The organism is Streptomyces angustmyceticus (genome assembly GCF_040701845.1).
In the GTDB taxonomy this organism is placed as follows: domain Bacteria; phylum Actinomycetota; class Actinomycetes; order Streptomycetales; family Streptomycetaceae; genus Streptomyces; species Streptomyces angustmyceticus_A.
On sequence record NZ_JBFBHQ010000016.1, the window covers coordinates 57,545 to 81,778 of the forward strand.

Sequence of the window (24,234 nt, forward strand, 5' to 3'; positions counted from 1 at the left end):
TGGCCCGCGGGGCCGCGTGAACGGTATGACGGAGCGGCCGTTTTCACCCAGCGGGGCACAGCGGCCACGCTCGGTGCCCACCGCCGGTGGCGGCGGGACGGCACGGCGGCATCATCGGTCCCATGAGTGACACCTCGGCGCGCCTGCTGCACCTGCTGTCCCTGCTGCAGACCCCGCGCGAATGGCCCGGCAGCGAGCTCGCCCGGCGGCTGTCGGTCACCTCGCGGACGATCCGCCGCGACATCGAGCGGCTGCGCGGCCTGGGCTACCCCGTGCACGCCACGAGGGGCGCGGAGGGCGGCTACCGGCTGGCCGCGGGCGCCGCGATGCCGCCGCTGCTGCTGGACGACGAGGAGGCGGTGGCCATCGCGGTCGGCCTGCGCTCGGCCGCCGGCCACACCGTCGAGGGCATCGAGGAGGCGTCGGTGAGGGCGCTGGCCAAGCTGGAGCAGGTGCTGCCGGCCCGGCTGCGGCGGCGGGTGGGCACGCTCGGCACGGCCACCGTCCCGCTGCCGGCGGCCGACGGTCCGACCGTCGACCCGGAGCATCTGACGGTGCTCGCCGCGGCCATCGCCAACCACGAGCGGCTGCGCTTCCGCTACCGGGCGGGCGCCGGCCCGCGCGGCACCCGCCGGGTGGAGCCGCACCGCCTGGTCGCCTCGGGGCGCCGCTGGTACCTCGTGGCGTACGACAACGACCGCGAGGACTGGCGGATCTTCCGGGTGGACCGGCTGAGCGAGCCGTTCCCCACCGGCGTACGGACCGCGCCGCGCGCACTGCCCGCCGCCGACGCGGGCGCCTACGTCCGGGAGCGGATGCAGTCGCTGAGCGCGTCCCACCGGGCGGTGGCGACCGTACGGGCGCCCGCCGCCGAGGTGGCGGCCCGGCTGGGCGGACCGGCGGCGGGCGAGGTCGTGGCGGTCGACGAGGCGACCTGCCGCTGGCACAGCGCCCCCGATTCGCTGGAGTGGCTGGCGCTCCGGCTGGCCGCGCTGGGCCATGAGTTCACGGTCCACGAACCGCCGGAACTGGCCGCCTACCTGCGGGCGATGGGCGGCAGGGTGAGCCGCGCGGCGGGGGCGCCGGACGGCGGCGGGGAGGGGGCAGAAGAGGGGGAGGCGAGAATGTCACACCGTGATGCCACCCCAGGAATACCCTAGGGGGGTATATCGTTGTCCAGGGGGAAGCGCACTCGCAGCACACCGAGGAGCAGTCATGGCCACCGCGGTCGGAGAGCACGGCGTCGAGTTGGAGATCGGCGGGATGACCTGCGCCTCGTGCGCCGCCCGCATCGAGAAGAAGCTCAACCGCATGGAGGGGGTCACCGCCACCGTCAACTACGCCACCGAGAAGGCCCAGGTGACCGTCGCGGACGGCAGCGGCGTCGAGGCCGCCGACCTGATCGCCACCGTGGAGCGGACCGGCTACACCGCGGCGCTCCCCAGGCCGCCCGCCCCGGCACCGGACACCGGCGCCGAGGGCGGCGGCCCCGCGGACGGCGACGCCCTCGCCCCGCTCCGGCAGCGCCTGCTGATCTCCCTCGCCCTCTCCGTCCCCGTGGTGCTGATGGCGATGGTCCCGCCGCTGCAGTTCCCCAACTGGCAGTGGCTGTCGCTGACTCTGGCCGCCCCCGTGGTCGCGTACGGCGCCTGGCCGTTCCACCGCGCCGCCTGGACCAACCTGCGGCACGGCAGCGCCACGATGGACACCCTCATCTCGATGGGCACCCTCGCGGCACTGGGCTGGTCGGTGTGGGCCCTGTTCTTCGGCACCGCGGGCATGCCCGGGATGACCCACCCCTTCGAGCTGACCATCGCCCGCACCGACGGCAGCGGCAGCATCTACCTGGAGGCCGCCGCCGGGGTCACCACCTTCATCCTGGCCGGGCGCTACTTCGAGGCCCGGTCGAAGCGGAAGGCCGGTGCGGCGCTGCGGGCGCTGCTGGAGCTGGGCGCCAAGGACGTCACCGTGCTGCGCGACGGCCGGGAGGTGCGGGTCCCCGTCGCCGCGCTGAAGCCCGGCGACCGCTTCGCCGTACGGCCCGGGGAGAAGATCGCGACCGACGGGAAGGTACTGGAGGGCGCCTCGGCCGTGGACGCCTCGATGCTCACCGGCGAGTCGGTGCCCGTCGAGGTCTCCCCCGGCGACACCGTCACCGGCGCCACCGTCAACGCGGGCGGCAGGCTGGTCGTCGAGGCCACCCGGGTCGGCGCGGACACCCAGCTCGCCCGGATGGCGCACCTGGTCGAGGAAGCGCAGAACGGCAAGGCGGCCGCCCAGCGGTTGGCGGACCGGATCTCCGCGGTCTTCGTCCCGCTCGTGATCGTCCTGGCCCTGGGCACCCTCGGCTACTGGCTCGCCACCGGCGCGGGCGCGGTCGCCGCCTTCACGGCCGCCGTCGCCGTCCTGATCATCGCCTGCCCGTGCGCCCTGGGCCTGGCCACCCCGACCGCGCTGATGGTCGGCACCGGACGCGGCGCCCAGCTCGGCATCCTGCTCAAGGGGCCCGAGGTGCTGGAGTCGACCCGGCGGGTGGACACCGTCGTCCTGGACAAGACCGGCACGGTCACCACCGGCGTGATGACGCTGACCGGGGTCCACCTCGCCGACGGCGTCACGGAGTCGACGGCGCTCCGGCTGGCCGGGGCGCTGGAGCACGCCTCCGAGCACCCCGTCGCCCGCGCGATCGCCGCCGGCGCCGCGCAGCGCACCGGGGGCGAAGACACGGGGGCGGACACCCTGCCCGCCGTCGAGGACTTCGTGAACGTCCCGGGTCTGGGCGTCCGGGGCGTCGTCGAGGGGCACGGCGTCCTGGTGGGCCGCGCCCAGCTGCTGCACCAGGCGGGTCAGCAACTGCCGTCCGGGCTGGCGGACGCCAAGGCCGCGGCCGAGGCCGAGGGCCGTACCGCGGTCACCGTCGGCTGGGACGGCGCGGTGCGCGCGGTGCTGGTGGTGTCCGACGCGGTGAAGCCCACCAGCGCCGAGGCGGTGCGCCGGCTGCGGGACCTGGGGCTGACGCCGGTGCTGCTGACCGGCGACAACCGGGCCGTCGCGGCGGCCGTGGCGGCCGAGGTCGGGATCGACGAGGTGATCGCCGAGGTGCTCCCCGAGGACAAGGTGGCGGTCGTCGAACGGCTGCGGTCCGAGGGCCGCTCGGTGGCCATGGTCGGCGACGGCGTCAACGACGCGGCCGCACTGGCCCGCGCCGACCTGGGGCTGGCGATGGGCACCGGCACGGACGCCGCCATCGAGGCCGGCGACCTCACCCTCGTACGGGGCGATCTGCGGGTCGCCGCGGACGCCATCCGGCTGGCCCGGGCGACCCTCAACACCATCCGGACCAACCTGTTCTGGGCCTTCGGCTACAACGTCGCGGCGCTGCCGCTGGCCGCGGCCGGCCTGCTCAACCCGATGATCGCCGGGGCCGCGATGGCCTTCTCCTCGGTCTTCGTCGTCGGCAACAGCCTGCGGCTGCGCCGCTTCCGGGCGCAGGCCGGATAGGCGGGCCGCTGCCCCGTGAGGATCCCGCCCCGCCGCCCGCCGGGCGCCCCGCACCGCACGGGGCGCCCCCGCGGGCCCGGCGGCGGGATCCCGGCGGTTCTGACGACTGTCTCCAGTTCTGGCGACGGAACATTGGCAGTTCGCGCAGCCGCCGGCCGGCGCCGAGGGGTGAGACTGGTGACATACCGCCCACCCACGTACAGGGGAATTCATGACCGGGTCACGCGTCCTGGCTCTCGGCCATTACCAGCCCTCCGGCGTGCTCACCAACGACGACCTCGCCAAGATCGTCGACACCGACGACGCCTGGATCCGCAGCCGGGTGGGCATCCGCACCCGCCATGTCGCGGCCCCCGACGAGACCGTGGACTCCATGGCCGCCGCCGCCGCGGCCAAGGCCCTGGCCGCCGGCGGCCTGGCCCCGCAGGACATCGACCTGGTGCTGGTCGCCACCTGCACGGCCACCGACCGCAGCCCGAACACCGCGGCCCGGGTCGCCGCCCGCCTCGGCCTGGACGCGCCCGCCACGATGGACCTGAACGTCGTGTGCTCCGGCTTCACCCACGCGCTGGCCACCGCCGACCACGCCATCCGGGCCGGCTCCGCCACCCACGCGCTGGTCATCGGGGCGGAGAAGTTCACCGAGGTCGTGGACTGGGCCGACCGCTCGACCTGTGTGCTGGTCGGCGACGGGGCCGGCGCCGCGGTGGTCAGCGCCTCGCCCGAGCCGGGCATCGGTCCCGTGCTGTGGGGTTCGGTGCCGCAGATGGGCGGTGCGGTCCGGATCGAGGGCGAGCCGGCCCGCTTCTCCCAGGAGGGCCAGACCGTCTACCGCTGGGCCACCACCCAGCTGCCGGCCATCGCCCGCACGGTGTGCGAACGCTCCGGGATCACGCCCGCCGACCTCGCCGGTGTGGTGCTGCACCAGGCCAACCTGCGGATCATCGAGCCGGTCGCGGAGCGGCTCGGCGCGGTCAACGCGGTGGTCGCCAAGGACGTCGTCGAGTCCGGGAACACCTCCGCGGCCTCCGTGCCGCTCGCCCTGTCCAAGCTGGTCGAACGCCGCGAGATCAGCTCCGGCGCCCCGGTGCTGCTGTTCGCCTTCGGCGGCAACCTCTCGTACGCGGGCCAGGTCATCCAGTGCCCGTGAGGCAGCGCGCCTGAGACGGGCCGCAGCGCGTCCGATTCGTACAAGACCACGGCACGGCGGGCGTCCTACGCTCGCCGCATGACCACCACTTCTTCCTCCCCCGCACCGTCCGCACCACGGTTCGCCGCCATCGGCATGGTCGTGGCGGACATGGCCGCCTCCCTCGCCTTCTACCGCCGCCTCGGCCTGGACATCCCCGCCGAGGCGGACCGCGCCCCGCACGCCGAGGCTCGGCTCCCCGGCGGTCTGCGCCTGATGTGGGACAGCCACGCGACCGCCCGTGCCGTCGACCCGGACTGGACGCCGCCGCAGGGCGGCACCCCGACGGGGCTGGCCTTCGAGTGCGCGGACGCAGCGGGCGTCGACGCGGTCTACGCGGAGCTCACCGCCGCCGGCTACCAGGGCGAGAAGCCGCCGTGGGACGCCTTCTGGGGGCAGCGCTACGCCGTCGTCCGGGACCCGGACGGCCACGGGGTCGACCTCTTCGCGCCACTGCCGTAGGAGGCGGAGCGGGGGTGCGCGCTCCTAGCCGATGTCCCCGGGGTGCTCGCGCAGGTACAGCGCGCCGCAGGTGTGGCAGAACGGCTCCCCCCGGGGCGTGCCCCAGACATCGGCCGTCTGGGTGGCCGCGGCCGGCGCCAGCTCCCGCCCGCACATCGCGGTGGTGCCCTCCAGCCGCACCATGTGCCAGATCTTCACCGGCGTGTCCGCGTGCGGCAGGACGCCTTCCTCGTACTCGGCGCGCATCTCGTGCTCCATGGCGGTGCACCTCCTACGCCCACGATGCGCCAGCCACCCGGCCGCCACAACGGCAACGGGCCGCCGGTCGGCGGCCCGAGGACCGGCGCGGGCCGGTCAGAACACCGACCAGCCCGTCAGCGTCGTGAAGTGGTCCAGGGCCGCGGCCCCCGCCACCGAGTTGCCGCGGGCGTCGAGCCCGGGGCTCCACACGCACAGCGTGCAGCGGCCCGGGATCACGGCGATGATGCCGCCGCCGACGCCGCTCTTCGCGGGCAGTCCGACGCGGTAGGCGAACTCCCCCGCCGCGTCGTACGTCCCGCAGGTCAGCATCACCGCGTTGATCCGCTTGGCCTCGCGGGCCTCCAGCAGGCGGCTGCCGTCGGCGCGCAGCCCGTGGCGGGCGAGGAATCCGCCGGCGACGGCCAGGTCCCGGCAGCTCATCTCGATCGAGCACTGCCAGAAGTAGTGCTCGATGACGCTGGGGACCGGGTTCTCCAGGTTGCCGAAGGACGCCATGAAGTGCGCCAGCGCGGCGTTGCGGTCGCCGTGGTCGGCCTCGGAGTCGGCCACCGCCTGGTCGAAGGCGAGGTCGGGGTTGCCGCTCTCCTCCCGCAGGAAGTGCAGCATCGAGGTGCTGGCGTCGCCGGTGAGGGTCTGCAGCCGGTCGGTGACCACCAGCGCGCCCGCGTTGATGAACGGGTTGCGCGGGATGCCGTTCTCCGCCTCCAGCTGGACCAGCGAGTTGAACGGCGTGCCGGACGGCTCGCGGCCCACCCGCCGCCAGATGTCGTCGTGGCCGTCGTGGCTCTGCGCCATCACCAGCGCGAGGGAGAAGGTCTTGGAGATGGACTGGACGGAGAACGGGGTCTCCCAGTCGCCGACCCCGTACACGTCGCCGTGGATGTCGGCCACCGCGATCCCGAAGCGGTCCGCCGGCACCCGTTCGAGGGCCGGTATGTAGTCGGCGACCCTGCCCTGTCGCGCATACGGCCCGGCGTGGGCCGCTACCTCCTCGAGAACGGCCTGGTAGTCCATGACGGACACGCTAACCCGGGGCGAGCAGCACCCCCATCGGGGCCCCCGCCAGCGCCTTCACCTCGCGGGCGAGATGCGCCTGGTCCGCGTATCCGGCGCGCGCCGCGACCTGAGCGCCGGGCATCCCGGAGCGCGCCAGGTCGAGCGCCCGGACGAGCCGCAGCACCCGGGTCAGGGTCTTGGGGCCGTAGCCGAACGCGTCCAGGCTGAGCCGGTGCAGCTGGCGTTCGCTCAGCGCGACGGAGCGGGCCACCTCGGCGACGGGACGGCCGCGGGCGAGCGCGTCGGCGACGGCGGCGATCCGGTCCCCGGCCGCGGCGGCGTCCTGGAGGCGGGCCCCGGCGGTCTCCTCCAGGAGCCGGCCGATGCCGCCCCCGCCGCCTCGTTCCCCGGCCGCCGCCAGCCGCCCGGCCAGCGCGCGCACCCGGCCCGCGGGCCACAGGTCCGCCAAGGGCACCCGCTGGTCGCGCAGTTCACGGGCCGGTACGCCGAAGACGGCCGGGCCCTGTCCCGGCGCGAACCGCAGCCCCACATAGCGGGTGCCGGGCACGACGCCCTCCGGGAGGTGCGGCCCGGTGTCCGGTCCGGCGACCAGCAGCCGGCCCTCGCTCCAGATCAGGTCCGTACAGCCGTCGGGCAGCACCGGCCGGTCCGAGGACAGGGCGGTGCGCGTCCACAGCACCGCGCCGGCCAGCCGCGACGTCCGTTCGCGGTACCCGCCGGGTACGCCTTGCGGCCCATCCGTGTCGCGCTCTTCGCCCACGTGCCCCAGCCTGGCACGGGAACCCCACGGCCGTCCGCGCCGTTGATCCCTTACGACACGGACCTCACGGAGGTGGCACATGTCAGGGTTTCTCGACCGCGCCAAGGAGCAGGCACGGCAGGGGCTGGCGCAGGGCAAGCAGAAGGTCGACGAGGTGCAGCAGAACCGCGCCGGCAACGACCTGCTGAGAAAGCTGGGCGCCGCGTACTTCGCCGAGCGGCGGGGCAGCGGTTCGCCGGAGGCCACCCAGGACGCGCTCAACACCCTGGAGGCGCATGTCAACGCACACGGGGACGGGTTCCTGCACACGAACGGGTAGCGCCCCGGCCACGGGCGGGGCCCGGCAGGGAGACGCCCGCCGCGCCGCGCCCGGGACAATGGGCGGCGTGACCAGCACCGTCCCCGGCCCGCCGCCGGATCCGCACACCCTGCGCCCGCGCCTGCCCTCACCCCTCCAGGAGATCGAGGACGAGCCGTTCGCGCGCCGCGGCGTGCGGCTGGTGCTCAAGCGGGACGATCTGATCCACCCGGATCTGCCGGGCAACAAGTGGCGCAAGCTGGCGCCGAACCTGCGCGCCGCCGCCGCGGCGGGCGACCGTGCGCTGCTGACCTTCGGCGGCGCCTACTCCAACCATCTGCGGGCCACCGCCGCGGCGGGCCGGCTGCTCGGCTTCGCCACCATCGGGGTGGTCCGCGGCGACGAGCTCGCCGGCGCACCGCTCAACCCGTCCCTGGCCCGCTGCGCCGCCGACGGCATGCGGCTGCACTTCCTCGACCGGGCCCGCTACCGCCGCACCGGCGACCCGGACGTGCTCGCCGCCCTGCACGACCTCTTCGGCGCGTTCCGCGTCATACCCGAGGGCGGCAGCAACGCCCTCGCCGCGCAGGGCTGTACCGAGCTGGGCCGGGAGCTGCGCGGTGTCGCGGACACCGTCGCGGTGGCCTGCGGGACGGGCGGCACCCTGGCCGGACTGGCCGCGGGGCTGGGACCGGGGCAGCGGGCCCTGGGCGTGCCCGTGCTCAGGGGCGGCGACCCGCACTTCCTCCGGGGGACGGTCGAGGAGCTGCAGCGCGCGGCGTTCGGCGGACCGCGCGGCGACTGGCGGCTCGACGGCCGCTTCCACTGCGGCGGATACGCCCGCCGCACCCCGGAACTCGACGCGTTCGCGGACGCCTTCGAGGCCCGGCACCAGCTGCCCCTGGAGCGGATCTACGTCGCCAAGCTGCTGTACGGCCTGACGGCCCTGGCCGGCGAGGGCGCCTTCGCCCCCGGCAGCACGGTGGCCGCGGTGATCACCGGCACCCCGTGAGCGGGACCGCTCCCGGCAGGACCGCGCCCGCCGCACCGGCCTCCGCCCGACCGGCCCCCGCCGCACCGGACTCCACCGCATTGGCCTCGCCCGGCCTGCCCGCGGCCACCGCCCGCTGCCCGTCCGCCCGAGGCCGGCCCTCCGCGACGGCGCCCCCGGGCACGACGCCTCTAGGAGGCCTCCTCGCGGTAGGCCGCCGCCTCCTCCAGGTCCAGCCGGCGCAGCAGCGTCCGCAGCATCTCGTCGTCGATCCGGCCGGAGTCCCGCAGCTGGACGAACACCCGCCGCTCGGCGTCGATCATCTCGCGGGCCAGCCGCCGGTAGGTCTGGTCGGCCGACTCCCCGGTCACCTCGTTGACCGCGCCGAGCCGCTCCCACACGGCGTTGCGGCGCCGCTCCATGATCGTGCGCAGCCGGTCGGCGAGCGGCCCCGGCAGGGTGTTGCGCTCGTCCCGGAGCAGCTCCTCCAGGCGCTCCTCGGCGGTGCGCGAGGCCTCGTTCTGCGCCTGCGCCTCGGCGAGCGTCTCCCGCTGCGGGTCCGGCCCCGGCAGCTTCAGCGCGCGGATCAGCGGCGGCAGCGTCAGCCCCTGGACGACGAGGGTGGCGATGACCGTGGTGAAGGTCAGGAAGAGCACGAGGTTGCGCGCCGGGAAGGCGCCGCCGCCGGGCACGGTGGACGGGAGGGAGAACGCGATGGCCAGCGACACCACGCCGCGCATCCCGGCCCAGCCGACGACGACCGGCGACTTCCAGTTGGTGTCCGGCTCCCGGGCCCGGATGCGGGCCGACAGGGCGCGCGGCAGATAGGTCCCGGGAAAGACCCACACGAAGCGCGCCAGGACCACGGCGAGGAACATCACGACCGCGTACCAGAGGGCCTGCGCCGCGCCGAACTCCCCCAGCCCGCGCAGCACGACCCGCAGCTGCAGCCCGATCAGCGCGAAGACGGCGGACTCCAGGACGAAGGAGACCACCTTCCACACGGCCTCCTCCTGGAGCCGGGTCTCGAAGTCGACCTGCCAGGAGCGGTGCCCCAGGTAGAGGCCGACCACGACGACGGCGAGCACCCCGGAGGCGTGCAGCTGCTCGGCCGCCGCGTAGGCGAAGAACGGGATGAGCAGCGAGAGGGTGTTCTCCAGCAGCGCCGACTCGCGCAGCCGGACGCGCAGCCAGTGCAGCGGCACCATCAGGACGATGCCGATCCCGATGCCGCCCAGCGAGGCGACGGCGAACTCCCTGAGCCCGTCGCCCCAGGTGGCACCGGCCCCGAGGGCCGCGGCGAGCAGCACCTTGTACGCGGTGATCGCGGTGGCGTCGTTGAACAGCGATTCGCCCTGCAGGATCGTGGTGATCCGGTGCGGCAGCCCGAGCCGGCGGGCGATGGCGGTGGCCGCGACGGCGTCCGGCGGGGCGACGACGGCCCCCAGGACCAGCGCGACGGTCAGCGGCAGGCCCGGGATGACGAGGTAGGCCAGCGCGCCGACGGCCAGCGTCGCGAACAGCACGTACCCGACGGACAGCAGCGCCACCGGCCGCAGGTTGGCCCGCAGGTCCAGGTACGAGCTGTCCAGCGCGGCGGTGTGCAGCAGCGGCGGCAGCACCAGCGGCAGCACGATGTGCGGATCGAGGGTGTAGTCCGGGATTCCCGGGACGAAGGACACCACGAGACCGGCGGCGACCAGCAGCAGCGGCGCGGGGACGGGGGTACGGCGTGCCAGCCCGGCGACCGCCGCGCTCCCCGCGACCAGCAAAAACAGCGGCATCACAGCCATCGACCCGTCCCGTCCCCGAACCCTTCGCCGCCCGTCCCGGCGATCTAACCTGGCCATCATGAGCGAGTGCACGCACGTTGCCGAACTGCCGCGCCCCGAGCCGGCCCCGCTGAGCGCCACCTGCCTGGAGTGCCTGGCCGCCGGCAGCCACCCCGTACAGCTGCGGAAGTGCCGGGTCTGCGGCCACGTCGGCTGCTGCGATTCGTCGCCCTTCCGGCATGCGACCCGGCACTTCGAGGAGACCGGCCACCCCGTGATGCGGACCTTCGAACCGGGTGAGTCCTGGCGCTGGTGCTTCGTCGACCAGAAGCTGGTGTGAAGCATCTCCGCGGACCCGTTTAGCCTTCACCCATGATCCGCGAAGCGACCCCCGACGACGTCCCCGTCATCCTGGCCATGATCGGCGAGCTGGCGGCGTACGAGCGTGCCTCCGAGGCCGCGCGGGCCACCGGGCCGCAGCTCGAGGAGGCCCTCTTCGGACCGCAGCCGGCCGCCTTCGCGCTGATCGCGGAGGCCGGCGACACCCCGGTCGGCTTTGCCCTGTGGTTCCGGAACTTCTCGACGTGGACGGGCACGCACGGTGTCTATCTGGAGGACCTCTACGTCCGCCCCGAGGCGCGCGGCGACGGCCACGGCAAGGCGCTGCTCGCGGCCCTCGCGGAGATCTGCGTGGCCCGTGGATACGAGCGTTTCGAGTGGTCGGTCCTGGATTGGAACGAACCGTCCATCGGCCTTTACCGGTCCATCGGTGCCCGCCCCATGGACGAATGGACGGTCTTCCGGCTCACTGGAGAGGCACTGCACAACCTTGCGGGCACCTCGCGTGTCAACGGAGCGTAATCGGCATCGATTTGACAGTGCACACCTCTAGCCACTGTCCGTACCCGTGGCTTTACAATCAGTGACAGTGAGGGCGCCGGGCGAACCGGGGCCGGAGCGTCGCCGGACGGCAGCCGTGCGCCTTCCGGGCGACACCGGCCCGCAGATCGCGATAGCGTCACAGCCGAACCATGTGTCGCGCCGGATCGTTCTTCTTGTCGTCCGAGAGGGAAAAGAACCGGCACGCATATCCCGAACAACGCGAACATCGCGTATTCCAGCTCAACCAGCTTGTGCCACCTTGGAGGTGAGGGTGTCCCAGATCGCAGGCGAGCCCGGGACTCAGGACTTCGTGGAAGTCCGTCTGCCCGCTGCGGGTGCCTACCTGTCCGTGCTGCGTACGGCCACGGCCGGACTCGCAGCCCGCTTGGACTTCACCCTCGACGAGATCGAGGATCTGCGCATCGCGGTCGACGAGGCCTGCGCGATCCTGCTGCAACAGGCCGTCCCCGGCAGTGTGCTGAGCTGCGTCTTCCGCCTCATCGACGACGCACTGCAGGTGACCGTGTCGGCCCCGACAACCGACGGCCGCGCCCCGGAGCGCGACACGTTCGCCTGGACGGTGCTCTCCGCACTGGCCGGCAAGGTCGATTCCACGGTCGCCGAGGACCGTACGGTCACCATCAGTCTGTACAAGGAGCGCGGCGCCGGTCCCGGACCGTCATGACCGAACAGGGGGCCCCGTGAAAGATCTCGAACGCGGCGGGCGGATGGCGTCCAGTGCGACCATCCCCGAGCAGCAGGCCCGGCCGCATCCGGTGGCCGTAGAGGACCACGGCGGCCGGTTGGATGCGGCGGAGCAGGCAGAGCGGGCGGACCACATGGAGCAGAGCGAGCAGCCGGGACAGCAGGCGCATCAGCACGATGCGCCGGCCCCCGAACACCAGCTGCAGGACCAACAGCATGCGCACGAGCCGCAGGACCGCAGCGGCGCCCGGGCGATGTTCTACGAGCTGCGCAAGCTGCCCGACGGCTCCCCGGAACGCGCGGAACTGCGCAACACCCTCGTCCGCATGCACCTCCCCCTCGTCGAGCATCTGGCCCGGCGCTTCCGCAACCGCGGCGAGCCGCTGGACGATCTGACCCAGGTCGCCACGATCGGTCTGATCAAGTCCGTGGACCGCTTCGACCCGGAGCGCGGCGTGGAGTTCTCCACGTACGCCACCCCCACCGTCGTCGGCGAGATCAAGCGGCACTTCCGCGACAAGGGCTGGGCGGTCCGCGTCCCGCGCCGCCTCCAGGAGCTGCGGCTGTCGCTGACCACCGCGACCGCCGAGCTGTCCCAGCGGCACGGGCGCGCCCCCACGGTCCACGAGCTGGCCGAGCATCTGGCGATCTCGGAGGAGGAGGTCCTGGAGGGGCTGGAGTCGGCCAACGCCTACAGCACCCTCTCCCTGGACGTCCCGGACACCGACGACGAGTCCCCGGCCGTCGCCGACACCCTCGGCGCCGAGGACGAGGCGCTGGAGGGCGTGGAGTACCGCGAGTCCCTCAAGCCGCTGCTGGAGGACCTCCCGCCGCGCGAGAAGAAGATCCTGCTGCTGCGTTTCTTCGGCAACATGACCCAGTCGCAGATCGCCCAGGAGGTCGGCATCTCCCAGATGCACGTCTCCCGCCTGCTGGCCCGCACCCTCGCCCAGCTGCGCGACAAGCTGCTCGTCGAGGAGTGAGGAACGGCTGAACGGCGCGGGCGGGGCTCTCACGGGCTCCGCCCCTCGTGCGTCGGGCCCCCGTTTCCTCCCGTCAGGCGCGCCGCCCGGACCGGCGGCACACGGGACGGGCGGAACGGCCCTCAGGGCACGCGCCTCAGGGCGTCTCGCGCGGCCCGATGCCCAGCGCCTCGGTGGCCGTGGGGTTGACCAGCAGCACCAGCACCACCAGCGCGGCCACGGCCAGCCCGATGCCGGCCGCGATCAGCGCCCCGCCGCCGTTGACGAGCGTCCAGGCCACCGGCAGCGCCACGATCTGGGTGATCAGCGAGGGGCCCCGGCTCCAGCGGCGGCGCAGCCACAGTCCTCGCGCGGCCACCAGCGGCAGCACCGCGAGCGCCAGGACCGTCAGCCCGCCCATCTCCGCCTGCCGCGCACTGTCCGGCGCACCGGCGAGCCCCATGATCAGCATGTACCCGCCGAGGGCGGCCAGCGCGAGCCCCTCGACCGCGGTGAGCGCCGCGGCGGCGCTCAGCCGGGCGGGCCGCGGGCCGGTCGGCTCGGGCCCCGCGGGGGCCCCGGCGGCTCGGGACACGGACTGCTTCTGCTGACTGCTCACCCCAGCAGGGTAGCTCCGGCGCCCCGGCCGCCGGCCCCGCCCCGGAGCCGGACGGGGCGCCGGAGCGGTACCAGCAGGTAGGTACGCTGCTCCATATGCGCGCACTCCTCGTGGTCAATCCCGCAGCAACCACCACCAGTGCCCGCACCCGCGAGGTACTCACCCACGCGCTCGCCAGCGACCTCAAACTGGAGGTCGCGCAGACGCAGTACCGGGGCCATGCCCGTGATCTCGCCCGGCAGGCCACCGAGAGCGGGGAGACCGACCTGGTGGTGGCGCTCGGCGGCGACGGCACGGTCAACGAGGTCGTCAACGGCCTGCTGGCCAACGGCCCCGATCCGGACTCGCACCCCCGGCTGGCCGTCGTCCCCGGCGGCTCCACCAATGTCTTCGCCCGCGCGCTCGGCCTCCCCAACGACGTGGTGGAGGCGACCGGCGCCCTGCTGGACGCGCTGCGCGACGGCAGCGAGCGCACCATCGGCCTGGGGCTGGCGGCCGGCACCCCGGGCAGCGAGGACGAGGGCGTACCGGAGCGCTGGTTCACCTTCTGCGCCGGCTTCGGTTTCGACGCCGGCGTCGTGGGCCGGGTCGAGCAGCAGCGCGAACGCGGCAAGCGTTCGACCCACGCCCTGTACGTGCGACAGGTCGTACGGCAGTTCCTGGGCGAGCGGAACCGCCGGCGGGGCCTCCTCACCCTCGAACGCCCTGGCGGGTCCCAGGGCCCGGCGGAGCGGGTAGAGAACCTCGCGCTGGCCATAATCTGCAACACCGCTCCGTGGTCCTACCTGGGCAATCGGCCGATCTACCCGTCCCCGGACGCCTCGTTCGACACGGGCCTGGATCTGTTCGCACTGAGCAAGCTCTCGCCACCCGCGGTGACCCGGTACGCCACCCAGCTGCTGGCGTCAACACCCGAGCGCGGCCCCCGGGGCAAGCACGCGCTCTCACTTCATGACCTCACGAACTTCACCTTGCATTCGCAGGTTCCCCTGCCGTTCCAGATGGACGGTGACCACCTGGGGCTGCGTACGAGTGTGACGTTCACAGGCGTACGCCGTGCACTGCGTGTGATTGTGTGAGCAGCAGAGCCTAAAGTCCTTTCACTCGAACGTTTAGACTGGTTTCCACCCCCTGGAATGACGGCTGTGAGCTAGGCGACACCAAGGAATCAAAAAAAAGTTTCCGGAAGGGGTTGTATCCGCAGCCGAGGTTTGCGAGTCTCTTCATGGCGATCGGGACGGCCGCTTTACCGGCCCCCTTGAGAGCCCGAATCCCCTCCTCATTCCACAGGACCGCGCCAGTTCACGACTGGAGTTCGGCCCTTCCCTTGTGGAGGGATTCGTGAAAGCGTTCACATTCACAAGCAACGATCCCGTCACACGAGGAGATGGAGCAGCCATGGACTGGCGTCACCGCGCCGTTTGCCGCGAGGAAGACCCCGAGCTCTTCTTCCCCATCGGCAACACCGGTCCTGCGCTGCTGCAGATCGAGGAAGCCAAGGCCGTCTGCCGCCGCTGCCCCGTCATGGAGCAGTGCCTGCAGTGGGCGCTCGAGTCCGGCCAGGACTCCGGCGTCTGGGGTGGACTGAGCGAGGACGAGCGCCGCGCGATGAAGCGCCGTGCAGCTCGCAACCGGGCGCGCAACGCCAGCGCCTGAGCCAGTAGCCCCGTGGCCCCCGAGCCGCAGCGCGCAGTACCCCCGATGCACCCCCGGAGTCGCTGAGACCCGGTCGTTATCGCATCGCTATAGCTTTGAGCCCCGGACCGGATGGGTCCGGGGCTTCCTGCTGTTCCGGGCCGGACCGGGCCCGGCGCACCCGGCGGCCCGGCCGGCCTCAGTGCTGCTTCTCGGCCCGTACGGGGACGTCGAGGACGACCTGCGTACCGCGCTCGGGCGCGGGCACCATGTCGAACGTCCCGCCCAACTCCCCCTCCACCAGGGTCCGTACGATCTGCAGCCCCAGATTCCCGGCGCGATGCGGATCGAACCCCTCGGGCAGGCCGCGTCCGTTGTCCTGGACGGTGACCAGCAGCCGCGGCTCGCTGCGGCTGCCGCCGCGCACCGCGCCGACCTCGACCGTGCCGTGCTCCGCCTGGTCGAAGGCGTGCTCCAGGGCGTTCTGCAGCACCTCGGTGAGCACCATCGACAGCGGGGTGGCCACCTCGGCGTCCAGGATGCCGAAGCGCCCGGTGCGGCGGGCGGTCACCTTGCCCGGGGAGATCTCGGCGACCATGGCCAGCACCCGGTCCGCGATCTCGTCGAACTCGACCCGCTCGTCGAGGGTCTGGGACAGCGTCTCGTGCACGATCGCAATCGAACCGACCCTGCGCACGGCCTCGTTGAGAGCGTCGCGGCCCTGCTCGGAATCCATCCGGCGCGACTGCAGCCGCAGCAGCGCGGCGACCGTCTGCAAATTGTTCTTCACCCTGTGGTGGATTTCCCGGATGGTGGCGTCTTTGGTGATCAGCTCGCGCTCGCGACGTCTCAGTTCGGTCACATCACGCAGCAAAACCAGCGAACCACTGTGCGTTCCCTTGGGTTTGAGCGGAATGGCGCGCAATTGGATGACGCCTTCGTCCCCTTCGACCTCGAATTCCCTGGGGGCCCAGCCGCTGGCGAGTTTGACCAGTGCCTCGTCCACCGGGCCGCGGGCGGGCGCCAGTTCGGCGGTGGCCTGGCCGAGATGGTGGCCCACGAGGTCGGCGGCGAGGCCGAGCCGGTGGTAGGCGGAGAGCGCGTTGGGGCTGGCGTACTGGACGATGCCGTCCGCGTCGAGCCGGATCAGTCCGTCGCCGGCCCGCGGCGAGGCATCCATGTCGACCTGCTGGCCGGGGAAGGGAAACGTTCCGGCAGCGATCATCTGGGCGAGGTCGGACGCGCTCTGGAGGTAGGTGAGCTCCAGCCGGCTGGGGGTGCGGACGGTCAGCAGGTTGGTGTTGCGGGCGATCACCCCGAGCACCCGGCCCTCCCGGCGCACCGGGATGGACTCGACGCGCACCGGCACCTCCTCCCGCCACTCCGGGTCGCCCTCCCGCACGATGCGGCCCTCGTCCAGGGCGGAATCGAGCATGGGACGACGGCCACGGGGAACGAGATGACCGACCATGTCGTCCTGGTAGGAGGTGGGGCCCGTATTGGGCCGCATCTGGGCGACCGATACGTAGCGGGTGCCGTCGAGGGTGGGAACCCACAGGACGAGATCGGCGAAGGAGAGGTCGGAGAGCAGCTGCCACTCCGAGACCAGCAGATGGAGCCACTCGAGGTCGGTGTCGCTCAGAGCGGTGTGCTGGCGTACGAGATCGTTCATGGAGGGCACGTCTTGGAGCCTACCGGCGTACGGTGTATCTGTTGTGTCCGCACGGGCATGGACAAGTGAGAATGGTCTAGTCCAGAATTCAGCAAAGACCTCCGCCCTCCCCGCACAGGAGAGCGGAACGAGGCCGAAAGCGCTCTCTGCCCTGACTGCGCCGAGGCCTCCGATCGACCGGTCCCTGGACGGGACCGTGCCCCTACCGCACACAGGGGCGCCTTCCGCCCGCAAGGCGGGACCGGCCGATGTCAGCTCCGGGCTGCGGTGCCGGACAGGTTGAGGGTCCTGTCCCGGCGCCGCGGCCCGCGGGTGCTTCTGGGCCCGTCGCGGCCGCCGCCCCCCTCCTCGCCTCGCCGGACTCCCAGCCGGTCGCTCTCCTTGCCGGGCCCGGCCCGCCCCTGCGCGACGGCTCCGTGATCGCTCCCGGCTCGGTGCGCCCGGCGCCCTTCCGCACTTCCGCTCTCCCCCGCATGCCCTGGATGACGGCGCCGACGTGACCGGCCGAGGTCCGCCCGGTTGGCGCGGGCGGTCTGCCGGACGGGTTCCGGTCCCGCCGTCCGAGGGTTCCGGCGCCGTCCGATGCCGCCGGACGGCGAGCGCGAGCCCGGCGGGAGCGAGGAGGCGGAGGGAGGGGGGAGGCGGCCGGCTCGTCATCGCGTCGACGGGAAATCGTGCCCTGGTGTTCGGAAGCGCCGCCGGGTTCGGAGGGCCCCGCTCTGCTAGATTGGTCTATACCACATGAACCATTCTCCAGAACGGCAGGCCAAGCGTGGAAGTTGTCATCGTTCCGGACGCCAGGGCGGGCGGCGAGCTGATCGCGGGGGCCGTCGCCGCCCTGCTGCGCCGTAAGCCCGACGCGCTGCTCGGTGTGGCCACCGGCTCTACCCCGCTGCCCATTTACGAGGCGCTGGCGGCGATGGTCGGGGCGGGCGCGGTGGACGCCTCCCGGGCGCGTATCTGCCAGCTCGACGAGTACGTCGGCCTGCCGGCCGGGCACCCCGAGTCCTACCGCTCGGTGGTCCTGCGCGAGGTGGTCGAGCCGCTCGGCCTCGGCGAGGACTCGTTCCTGGGGCCCGATGGGGCGGCCGAGGACGTCCAGGGCGCCTGCGAGGCGTACGACCGTGCGCTGCGGGACGCCGGCGGGGTGGACCTCCAGCTCCTGGGCATCGGCACGGACGGGCACATCGGCTTCAACGAGCCCTGCTCGTCGCTCGCTTCGCGTACCCGGATCAAGACGCTGACCCGTCAGACCCGGGAGGACAACGCCCGGTTCTTCGACAGCCTCGACGAGGTGCCGCACCACGTCATCACCCAGGGCATCGGCACCATCCTGGAGGCCCGCCATCTGGTGCTGCTGGCCACCGGCGAGGGCAAGGCCGACGCCGTGGCCCACGCGGTGGAGGGCCCGGTCGCCGCGCTGGTCCCGGCTTCGGCCCTGCAACTCCACCCGCATGCCACGGTCGTCGTGGACGAGGCCGCGGCCGCCGAGCTGAAGCTCGCCGACTACTTCCGCGCCACGTACGCGGCGAAGCCGGACTGGCAGGGGATCTGAGGACGGCCTCCGGAAGGCTCGGCAAGCCCGGCAGGCTCCCGCGGGTCCTGTGCGCACGGCAGGACCCGCGCGCCCCGCGGGCACGGCAGGCCCGCGCGGGGGCCGTTGCTCACCGCTCAGCCGTCGGCCCCTGCGCCGCTCACCCCTCGGCCGTCGGAATCCGGCGCCCCGTGAGGGCCTCCGCGGCGGCCCGGGCGCAGACGCGGGCGGCGCCGTGGGTGGCGAGGTGGGGGGTGCCGCGGGGCGGGGACTGGGGGACGCCCATTTCCACGACTGCGGTGCCGGGGCGGGCGGCGAGGAGGGCGTGCAGGGCGTCGGCCATCCATGGGTGGCGGTGGACGTCGCGGACCACGGCGACGACGCGGCGGTCGCCGGCGGCCGCGAGCAGGCCGTCGATCAGCGCGGCCGGGCCGGCCGCGGCGGCGGAGTCGGCGGTGCAGGTGGTGGTCCCGGTGCCGGGGAGCAGACGGGCCAGTTCGGCGGCGACGCCCCAGGGGGTGTCGTCCCCCACGGCGATGTTGGCCAGCGGGGTGAAGGCGGCGACGTAGGCGGGCTGTGTCAGCGGCTCGTACGGGCCGTCGGCGGTCAGGCGCAGGGCGCGCCGGGCGGCGGTGAGGCCGATCCCGGGCGCGGGTGCGACTCCCTCCCCCGCGCTCCGGGTCCAGTGGGCGAGGGCGCGCACCCGTGCCGCGGCGTCGGCGAGCCGGCTCTCGGGCAGTTCGCCGTCGTGCACCGCCCGCACCAGGGCGTCGCGCAGCCGCAGCACGGTGTCCTCGTCGGCGAGTCCGCCGCCCACGCAGAGGGCGTCGGCACCGGCGGCGAGGGCCAGCACGCTGCCGCGTGCGAGGCCGTAGGTGGCGGAGACGGCCTGCATCTCCATGCCGTCGGTGACGATCAGCCCGTCGAAGCCGAGGCCGCCCTCGGCGACGGGGGCGCGCAGCAGGCCGTGCAGCGCGGCCGGGCTGAGGGTGGCGGGCCGGTCGGGGTCCAGTGCGGGCAGCAGGATGTGGGCGCTCATCACGGCGCGGGTGCCGGCGGCGACGGCGGCGCGGAACGGCACCAGTTCCCGGGTGTGGAGGGTGTCCAGATCGACGGTGATGCGCGGCAGGTCGTGGTGGGAGTCGACGGCGGTGTCGCCGTGGCCGGGGAAGTGCTTGGTGCAGGCGGCGACGCCGGCGGACTGCAGGCCCTCGACGTAGGCGGTGGTGTGCCGGGCGACGAGGTGCGGATCGGCGCCGAAGGAGCGGACGCCGATGACCGGGTTGGCGGGGTCGGAGTTGACGTCGGCGCAGGGGGCCCAGTTGAGGTTGATGCCGCAGTCGGCGAGTCGGCGGCCGAGTTCCCGGGCGACCGCGCGGGTCAGGGCGGTGTCGTCGACGGCGCCGAGCGCATGGTTGCCGGGGAAGGAGGAGCCGCCGCGCACTTCGAGGCGGGTGACGTCGCCGCCTTCCTCGTCGATGGCGACGAGGAGGTCGTCCTGTTCGGCGCGCAACCGCGCAGTCAGGGCGGCGAGTTGTGCGGGGTCGGCGACGTTGCGGCCGAAGAGGCCGACGGAGGTCAGTCCCTCGCCGAGGCGGCGCAGCAGCCAGTCGGGGGCGGTGGTGCCGGTGAAGCCCGGCTGGAGGACGGCGAGCGCGTCGCGGGTGAGGGTGTCGGCGGGGCGTGCGGAACGTGTGAAAGAGGTCATGTGCGGCGTTATCCCTTCACTGCGCCGGAGGTGAGCCCGCCGACCGCCTTGCGTTGCAGGAACAGGAAGAGGATCAGGATCGGGACGGCGAAGATCGAGGCGGCTGCCATGGTGGCACCCCAGTCGTCCCCGAACTGGCTCTGGAACTGGGAGAGCCACAGGGGAAGGGTGCCCATGGCGGGTTCCTTGTTGAGGACCAGCACCAGCGGGAACTCGTTCCAGGCGGTGATGAAGCCGAAGAGCGAGGTGGCCATCAGGCCGGGTGCCAGCAGCGGGAAGACCACCTTGAGGAACGCCTGCCGGCGCGAGCAGCCGTCGACCATCGCGGACTCCTCCAGTTCCCTGGGCACGGCGGCGACATAGCCGCGGAGCGTCAGCAGGGTGAAGGGCAGCACCATCAGCATGTAGAAGCAGGTGAGCGGTGCCAGGCTGTTGAGCAGGTCCGCGTCCCGGACGATCATGTAGATGGAGATCACCATGACCTCCCAGGGGGCCATCTGGGCGATCATGAAGGTCAGCAGGATGCCGCGGCGGCCCCGGAAGCGCATACGGGTCAGGGCGAACGCCGCGCAGAGCGCGATCACCAGCGACAGGCCGACGGCGAGCACGGTCACCAGGACCGAGTTCCCGGCCAGCGTCCAGAAGTGGGGGGCGCGCACCGCCGTCGCGAAGTGCTCGGCGGTGCCGTGGAAGGGGAACCACACGGGCTCGTCGGTGATGATGTCCCGGGTCGGCTTGAAGGCCGTGCTGAACATCCAGTAGACGGGGAAGACGAAGCCGGCGGCGAGCACGAGCGCCGTGGCGTTGGGCCACAGGCGGCCGGCCGTCGCGGACACAGCGCGCTTCACAGCTCGTTCTCCTCGTGTCGTTCCTGCCGGAGCGTCAGGCGCAGGTAGTGGGCGGTCATCGCCAGCAGCACCACGATCGTCAGCAGGGAGATCGCGGCGCCCATGCCGAAGTGGAGGTTGCCGACGCCCTCGGTGAAGGCGTAGATCGGCAGCGTCTCGGTGAGCCGGTCGGGTCCGCCCTCGTTGATCGCGAAGATCTGCGGGAACGCCTTGAAGACCCAGATGATCTCCAGGAACGTCGTGGCCAGGAAGAAGGGCTTGAGGAAGGGGAAGGTGACGGAGGTGAAGACCTGCCAGGTGCCGGCGCCGTCCATCCGGGCCGCTTCGTAGAGCTCGCGGGGGATGGTCGTGGTGGCGGCGTAGAGGTTCAGGGCCACGAAGGGCAGCGACTGCCAGACGATCAGCACGGTGATCACGGAGAAGGTGGACAGCTGGGTGCCGACCCAGTCGTAGTGGGCCATGGCGTGCCAGCCGGCCTGGTCCAGCAGCCAGTTGACGACGCCGTAGCGGGAGTCGAAGAGCCACTGGAAGACGGTGGTGGCGGCGATCACCGGCATGGCCCAGGCCAGCACCAGGGCCAGGGAGAGGGTGAGCCGCATCTTCTTGCCGAGCCGGGCCAGCAGCAGTCCGATCAGCACCCCGAGGACCATGATCAGGACGACGTTGACCGCGGTGAAGACGAGGGTGCGCAGCGTCACCCGCCAGAACTGCTCGCTGCCCAGGATCTCTTGGTAGTTGCCGGTCCCGCGCCAGTCGGTGAGGTGCTGGATCAGCTCCTTCATGTTGAGGTTCTGGAAGGAGAGCAGGAGGTTGCGGACCATGGGCCAGCCCAGGAGGACCGCGGTGGCGAGGAGGGCGGGCAGCAGGAGGAGATACGGGGTGCGGCGGGCGGACGAGCCGGGTGCGGCGGAACGAGGGGTGCGGCCGGCGGGCGGCCGCACAGCCCCGTGCTCCGGGGGACGCGGGGTGCGCCGGCCGGGCGGGCCGCCCCCCTTGCCGGTCCGCGGCGCGGCCTTGCCCACCGCGTCGTCGAGCTGCGCTGCCATGACCCTGCTCCCCCTCGCTGCCGTGCTGCCTCGGTGCGTCTGCTGCCCGGTCCGCGTCCGCGGGGCCGGGACGGCCGGCCCCGCGGACCGTGGCCGGTTACTGCTTGGCGAGCCGCGCGTTGATCTCGGGCGCGATGTCCCTGGCGGCATCGGCCGGGGACTTGCCGCCCAGAACGGCCGTCATATAGCTCTTGATCGGGTTCGGTACGTTCTCCACGGCGGCCCACTGGGGAATCAGCGGGGTGGTGCCCCCGGACTTCTCCGCGGCGGGGGCGGCGGCCGCGGCGGCCGGGTTCTGCCGTGCGGCGCCGGCCAGGTCGGCGGACTTCGGGGTCCAGCCGGACTCCTTGACCATCTGTCCGTCGTTCTGCTTCGAGAGGGCGACCTTCAGGAACTCCTTGGCGAGTTCCTGCTTCTTCCCCATCCCGGCGACGGCGAAGTTGGAGCCGCCGAGGAAGACGCCCTCGGGCTTGTCCGCGGTCTCGCCGGGGATGGTGAAGAAGCCGATGTCCTTCTTGATGCCCGGATCGGCCTTGACGGCGGTGGCGGCCTCGTAGCCCATGGCGATGACGGCGCCGGTGCGGCCCTTGGCGAAGACCTCGGCCTGCTGCGGGGTGGCCTCGTCCTTGTTCTTCGGGGCGGTGCTGAAGGCCTGGTACTGCCGGTAGATGTCCATGGCCTTGGCCACCTTGGGGTCGCCGAGGTTGGAGACCCACTTGCCGCCCTGCTTCTTCACCAGGTCGGCGCCGGTGCCGATGGTCAGGCCGTCGAAGAAGTACCAGTTCTGGCCGGGGAGGTAGAGCGGCTCGGCGTCGGTCTTCTTCTTGATGGTGTCGAAGGCCTTGAAGAGCTCGGTGCGGGTCGTGGGGGTGCCCTTGAGGCCGGCCTGCCGCCAGATCTTCTTGTTGTACATCACCACGCGGTTTCCGGCGTACCACGGCAGTGCGTACTGCTTGCCGTCCACGAGCGAGGCCTTGTTGAAGGCGTCGTTCCAGTCGGCGCCGATCTCCTTCTTCAGATCGCCGAGATCGGCCAGCGCGCCCGCTTCGGCATAGGCGGCGGTCTGGGTGTTGCCGATCTCGACGACGTCCGGCGGGCTGTCCTCGGAGAGTGCGGTGCTCAGCTTCTGCTGAATGCCGTTCCACTGCTGGACCTTGAACTCGACGGTGGCGCCGGTCTTCTTCTCGAACTGCTCGGAGACCTGTTTGGTCCACTGCGCCGGATTGGACCCGCTCATCACCCAAACGGTCAGCTTCTGGCCCTTGAAGCCGTCCGCACCCGCCGTGCCGCCGTCGCCGGACCCGCAGGCGGCCACACTCACCAGCATTCCCGCGGCGGCCGTCGCCGCCATGAGCCCACGCTTCATTGCGCTCTCCCCCTAGAGGCCGGGTGTGGTCTTTAATGGTTTAGACCAGTGCCCGCAGCTTGGCCTAGACCTTTAGGGGTGTCAAGGGTGTATAAGAGTCGCTGTCAGGTCCGTTACCTGACCGACATCCGGCGAGCGGGGACCGGCGGGGCGGCGCGGGAAACCCACCCGTGCCACGATGTGAGCCGCTACGGACGGAGGAGCCGGTGACGGCAGCACCACAGGAGTCGGAGAGGCGGGTCATGGAGACGGACGGGGGCAACGGTGCCGAGCACGGCGGCGGCACGCGGACCGCGCGGGTACCCAAGTACTACCGCCTCAAGCGGCACTTGCTGGAGATCACCGAGACCCTGCCGCCCGGCACCCCGGTCCCGCCCGAGCGCACCCTCGCCGCGGAGTTCGACACCTCGCGCACGACGGTGCGTCAGGCCCTGCAGGAGCTGGTCGTCGAGGGCCGGCTGGAGCGCATCCAGGGCAAGGGCACCTTCGTCGCCAAGCCGAAGGTGTCCCAGGCGCTGCAACTGACCTCCTACACGGAGGACATGCGAGCCCAGGGCCTGGAGCCGACCTCCCAGCTGCTGGACATCGGCTATGTCACCGCCGACGACCGGCTCGCCGGCCTGCTGGACATCGCCACCGGCGGCCGGGTGCTGCGCATCGAGCGGCTGCGGCTGGCCAGCGGCGAGCCGATGGCCATCGAGATCACCCACCTGTCGGCGAAGCGCTTCCCCGCGCTCCGCCGGAACCTCGTCAAATACACCTCCCTCTATACCGCACTGGCCGAGGTGTACGACGTCCGGCTGGCGGAGGCCGAGGAGACCATCGAGACCTCGCTGGCCACCCCGCGCGAGGCCGGCCTGCTGGGCACGGACGTCGGCCTGCCGATGCTGATGCTCTCCCGGCACTCGCTCGACGCGCAGGGGCAGCCGGTGGAGTGGGTGCGCTCGGTCTACCGGGGCGACCGCTACAAGTTCGTCGCCCGGCTGCGCCGCCCCGCGGACTGACC

The 24,234-nt window shown here is 72.6% G+C and carries 24 protein-coding genes; 14 read left to right on the forward strand and 10 right to left on the reverse strand.

All coding sequences use genetic code 11. From position 1 onward, the window contains the following. The first annotated feature begins 122 nt into the window (after window positions 1-122). From AB0411_RS26575 to AB0411_RS26590, 4 genes are all read left to right on the forward strand, one after another. A complete protein-coding gene (locus AB0411_RS26575) occupies window positions 123-1,160 on the forward strand; it encodes a helix-turn-helix transcriptional regulator (RefSeq protein ID WP_366419792.1) in 1,038 nt (345 codons plus the stop codon). Between the two features lie 55 nt (window positions 1,161-1,215). Then, window positions 1,216-3,501, forward strand: coding sequence for a heavy metal translocating P-type ATPase (locus tag AB0411_RS26580; protein WP_366419793.1), 2,286 nt, complete (start codon window positions 1,216-1,218; stop codon window positions 3,499-3,501). Between the two features lie 211 nt (window positions 3,502-3,712). Then, the gene (locus tag AB0411_RS26585; protein ID WP_366419794.1) at window positions 3,713-4,651 is read left to right on the forward strand and encodes a beta-ketoacyl-ACP synthase III; all 939 of its coding nucleotides are present in this window, start codon (window positions 3,713-3,715) and stop codon (window positions 4,649-4,651) included. Window positions 4,652-4,729: 78 nt separating this feature from the next. Further along, window positions 4,730-5,152 (forward strand): VOC family protein, encoded by a 423-nt coding sequence (locus tag AB0411_RS26590; protein ID WP_366419795.1) that lies wholly within the window; start codon window positions 4,730-4,732, stop codon window positions 5,150-5,152. Between the two features lie 24 nt (window positions 5,153-5,176). On the opposite strand, the gene AB0411_RS26595 is transcribed toward AB0411_RS26590, so the two are convergent. The 3 genes from AB0411_RS26595 to AB0411_RS26605 form a co-directional block, all read right to left on the reverse strand. Beyond that, a complete protein-coding gene (locus AB0411_RS26595; RefSeq protein WP_366419796.1) occupies window positions 5,177-5,410 on the reverse strand; it encodes a hypothetical protein in 234 nt (77 codons plus the stop codon). Between the two features lie 96 nt (window positions 5,411-5,506). Next, window positions 5,507-6,427, reverse strand: coding sequence for a glutaminase (locus AB0411_RS26600; protein ID WP_366419797.1), 921 nt, complete (start codon window positions 6,425-6,427; stop codon window positions 5,507-5,509). Window positions 6,428-6,437: 10 nt separating this feature from the next. Continuing rightward, window positions 6,438-7,190 (reverse strand): helix-turn-helix transcriptional regulator, encoded by a 753-nt coding sequence (locus tag AB0411_RS26605; protein ID WP_366419798.1) that lies wholly within the window; start codon window positions 7,188-7,190, stop codon window positions 6,438-6,440. Window positions 7,191-7,269: 79 nt separating this feature from the next. Here AB0411_RS26605 and AB0411_RS26610 point away from each other — a divergent pair, with 79 nt between their 5' ends. After that, window positions 7,270-7,509 carry a hypothetical protein gene (locus AB0411_RS26610; RefSeq protein WP_366419799.1) on the forward strand — a complete coding sequence of 80 codons (240 nt, stop codon included), beginning with the start codon at window positions 7,270-7,272 and terminating at the stop codon, window positions 7,507-7,509. A 58-nt stretch (window positions 7,510-7,567) separates the two neighbouring features. Beyond that, window positions 7,568-8,500 carry a 1-aminocyclopropane-1-carboxylate deaminase/D-cysteine desulfhydrase gene (locus AB0411_RS26615; RefSeq protein WP_366419800.1) on the forward strand — a complete coding sequence of 311 codons (933 nt, stop codon included), beginning with the start codon at window positions 7,568-7,570 and terminating at the stop codon, window positions 8,498-8,500. A 170-nt stretch (window positions 8,501-8,670) separates the two neighbouring features. On the opposite strand, the gene AB0411_RS26620 is transcribed toward AB0411_RS26615, so the two are convergent. Next, the gene (locus AB0411_RS26620; RefSeq protein WP_366419801.1) at window positions 8,671-10,272 is read right to left on the reverse strand and encodes a Na+/H+ antiporter; all 1,602 of its coding nucleotides are present in this window, start codon (window positions 10,270-10,272) and stop codon (window positions 8,671-8,673) included. Between the two features lie 58 nt (window positions 10,273-10,330). Here AB0411_RS26620 and AB0411_RS26625 point away from each other — a divergent pair, with 58 nt between their 5' ends. The 4 genes from AB0411_RS26625 to AB0411_RS26640 all read left to right on the forward strand — a co-directional run bounded on the left by AB0411_RS26625 (window position 10,331) and on the right by AB0411_RS26640 (window position 12,821). After that, window positions 10,331-10,591 (forward strand): UBP-type zinc finger domain-containing protein, encoded by a 261-nt coding sequence (locus AB0411_RS26625; RefSeq protein ID WP_086720691.1) that lies wholly within the window; start codon window positions 10,331-10,333, stop codon window positions 10,589-10,591. Window positions 10,592-10,623: 32 nt separating this feature from the next. Continuing rightward, window positions 10,624-11,112, forward strand: coding sequence for a GNAT family N-acetyltransferase (locus AB0411_RS26630; protein WP_366419802.1), 489 nt, complete (start codon window positions 10,624-10,626; stop codon window positions 11,110-11,112). Between the two features lie 292 nt (window positions 11,113-11,404). Then, window positions 11,405-11,818, forward strand: coding sequence for an anti-sigma factor (locus tag AB0411_RS26635; RefSeq protein ID WP_003985353.1), 414 nt, complete (start codon window positions 11,405-11,407; stop codon window positions 11,816-11,818). A gap of 43 nt (window positions 11,819-11,861) precedes the next feature. Next, complete coding sequence (locus tag AB0411_RS26640) at window positions 11,862-12,821, forward strand: RNA polymerase sigma factor SigF (protein WP_366419853.1); 960 nt, start codon at window positions 11,862-11,864, stop codon at window positions 12,819-12,821. 136 nt (window positions 12,822-12,957) lie between these two features. Here AB0411_RS26640 and AB0411_RS26645 read toward each other — a convergent pair whose 3' ends face one another. Continuing rightward, on the reverse strand, window positions 12,958-13,419 hold the full coding sequence (locus tag AB0411_RS26645; RefSeq protein WP_366419803.1) for a hypothetical protein: 462 nt from the start codon (window positions 13,417-13,419) through the stop codon (window positions 12,958-12,960). 95 nt (window positions 13,420-13,514) lie between these two features. Here AB0411_RS26645 and AB0411_RS26650 point away from each other — a divergent pair, with 95 nt between their 5' ends. Further along, window positions 13,515-14,498: a diacylglycerol/lipid kinase family protein gene (locus AB0411_RS26650; protein ID WP_366419804.1), complete on the forward strand. Its 984-nt coding sequence runs from the start codon at window positions 13,515-13,517 to the stop codon at window positions 14,496-14,498. Window positions 14,499-14,817: 319 nt separating this feature from the next. Further along, window positions 14,818-15,075: a WhiB family transcriptional regulator gene (locus AB0411_RS26655; RefSeq protein ID WP_003983230.1), complete on the forward strand. Its 258-nt coding sequence runs from the start codon at window positions 14,818-14,820 to the stop codon at window positions 15,073-15,075. Window positions 15,076-15,253: 178 nt separating this feature from the next. Here AB0411_RS26655 and AB0411_RS26660 read toward each other — a convergent pair whose 3' ends face one another. Beyond that, window positions 15,254-16,726, reverse strand: coding sequence for a sensor histidine kinase (locus AB0411_RS26660; RefSeq protein WP_366419854.1), 1,473 nt, complete (start codon window positions 16,724-16,726; stop codon window positions 15,254-15,256). 772 nt (window positions 16,727-17,498) lie between these two features. Here AB0411_RS26660 and nagB point away from each other — a divergent pair. Further along, window positions 17,499-18,281: a glucosamine-6-phosphate deaminase gene (gene nagB / locus AB0411_RS26665; protein WP_366419805.1), complete on the forward strand. Its 783-nt coding sequence runs from the start codon at window positions 17,499-17,501 to the stop codon at window positions 18,279-18,281. Between the two features lie 139 nt (window positions 18,282-18,420). Here nagB and AB0411_RS26670 read toward each other — a convergent pair whose 3' ends face one another. The 4 genes from AB0411_RS26670 to AB0411_RS26685 all read right to left on the reverse strand — a co-directional run bounded on the left by AB0411_RS26670 (window position 18,421) and on the right by AB0411_RS26685 (window position 23,228). Then, window positions 18,421-19,968, reverse strand: a complete 1,548-nt coding sequence (locus AB0411_RS26670; RefSeq protein ID WP_366419806.1) for a glycoside hydrolase family 3 protein — start codon at window positions 19,966-19,968, stop codon at window positions 18,421-18,423. An 8-nt stretch (window positions 19,969-19,976) separates the two neighbouring features. After that, window positions 19,977-20,816: a carbohydrate ABC transporter permease gene (locus tag AB0411_RS26675; RefSeq protein WP_366419807.1), complete on the reverse strand. Its 840-nt coding sequence runs from the start codon at window positions 20,814-20,816 to the stop codon at window positions 19,977-19,979. Next, a complete protein-coding gene (locus AB0411_RS26680) occupies window positions 20,813-21,862 on the reverse strand; it encodes a carbohydrate ABC transporter permease (RefSeq protein WP_366419808.1) in 1,050 nt (349 codons plus the stop codon). The genes AB0411_RS26675 and AB0411_RS26680 overlap by 4 nt, the downstream gene beginning before the upstream one ends. Window positions 21,863-21,959: 97 nt before the next feature. Further along, on the reverse strand, window positions 21,960-23,228 hold the full coding sequence (locus tag AB0411_RS26685) for an extracellular solute-binding protein (RefSeq protein WP_366419809.1): 1,269 nt from the start codon (window positions 23,226-23,228) through the stop codon (window positions 21,960-21,962). A 242-nt stretch (window positions 23,229-23,470) separates the two neighbouring features. Between AB0411_RS26685 and AB0411_RS26690 the strand changes: the two genes are divergently transcribed. Further along, window positions 23,471-24,232: a GntR family transcriptional regulator gene (locus AB0411_RS26690; RefSeq protein ID WP_366419855.1), complete on the forward strand. Its 762-nt coding sequence runs from the start codon at window positions 23,471-23,473 to the stop codon at window positions 24,230-24,232. The last annotated feature ends 2 nt before the right edge of the window (window positions 24,233-24,234 follow it).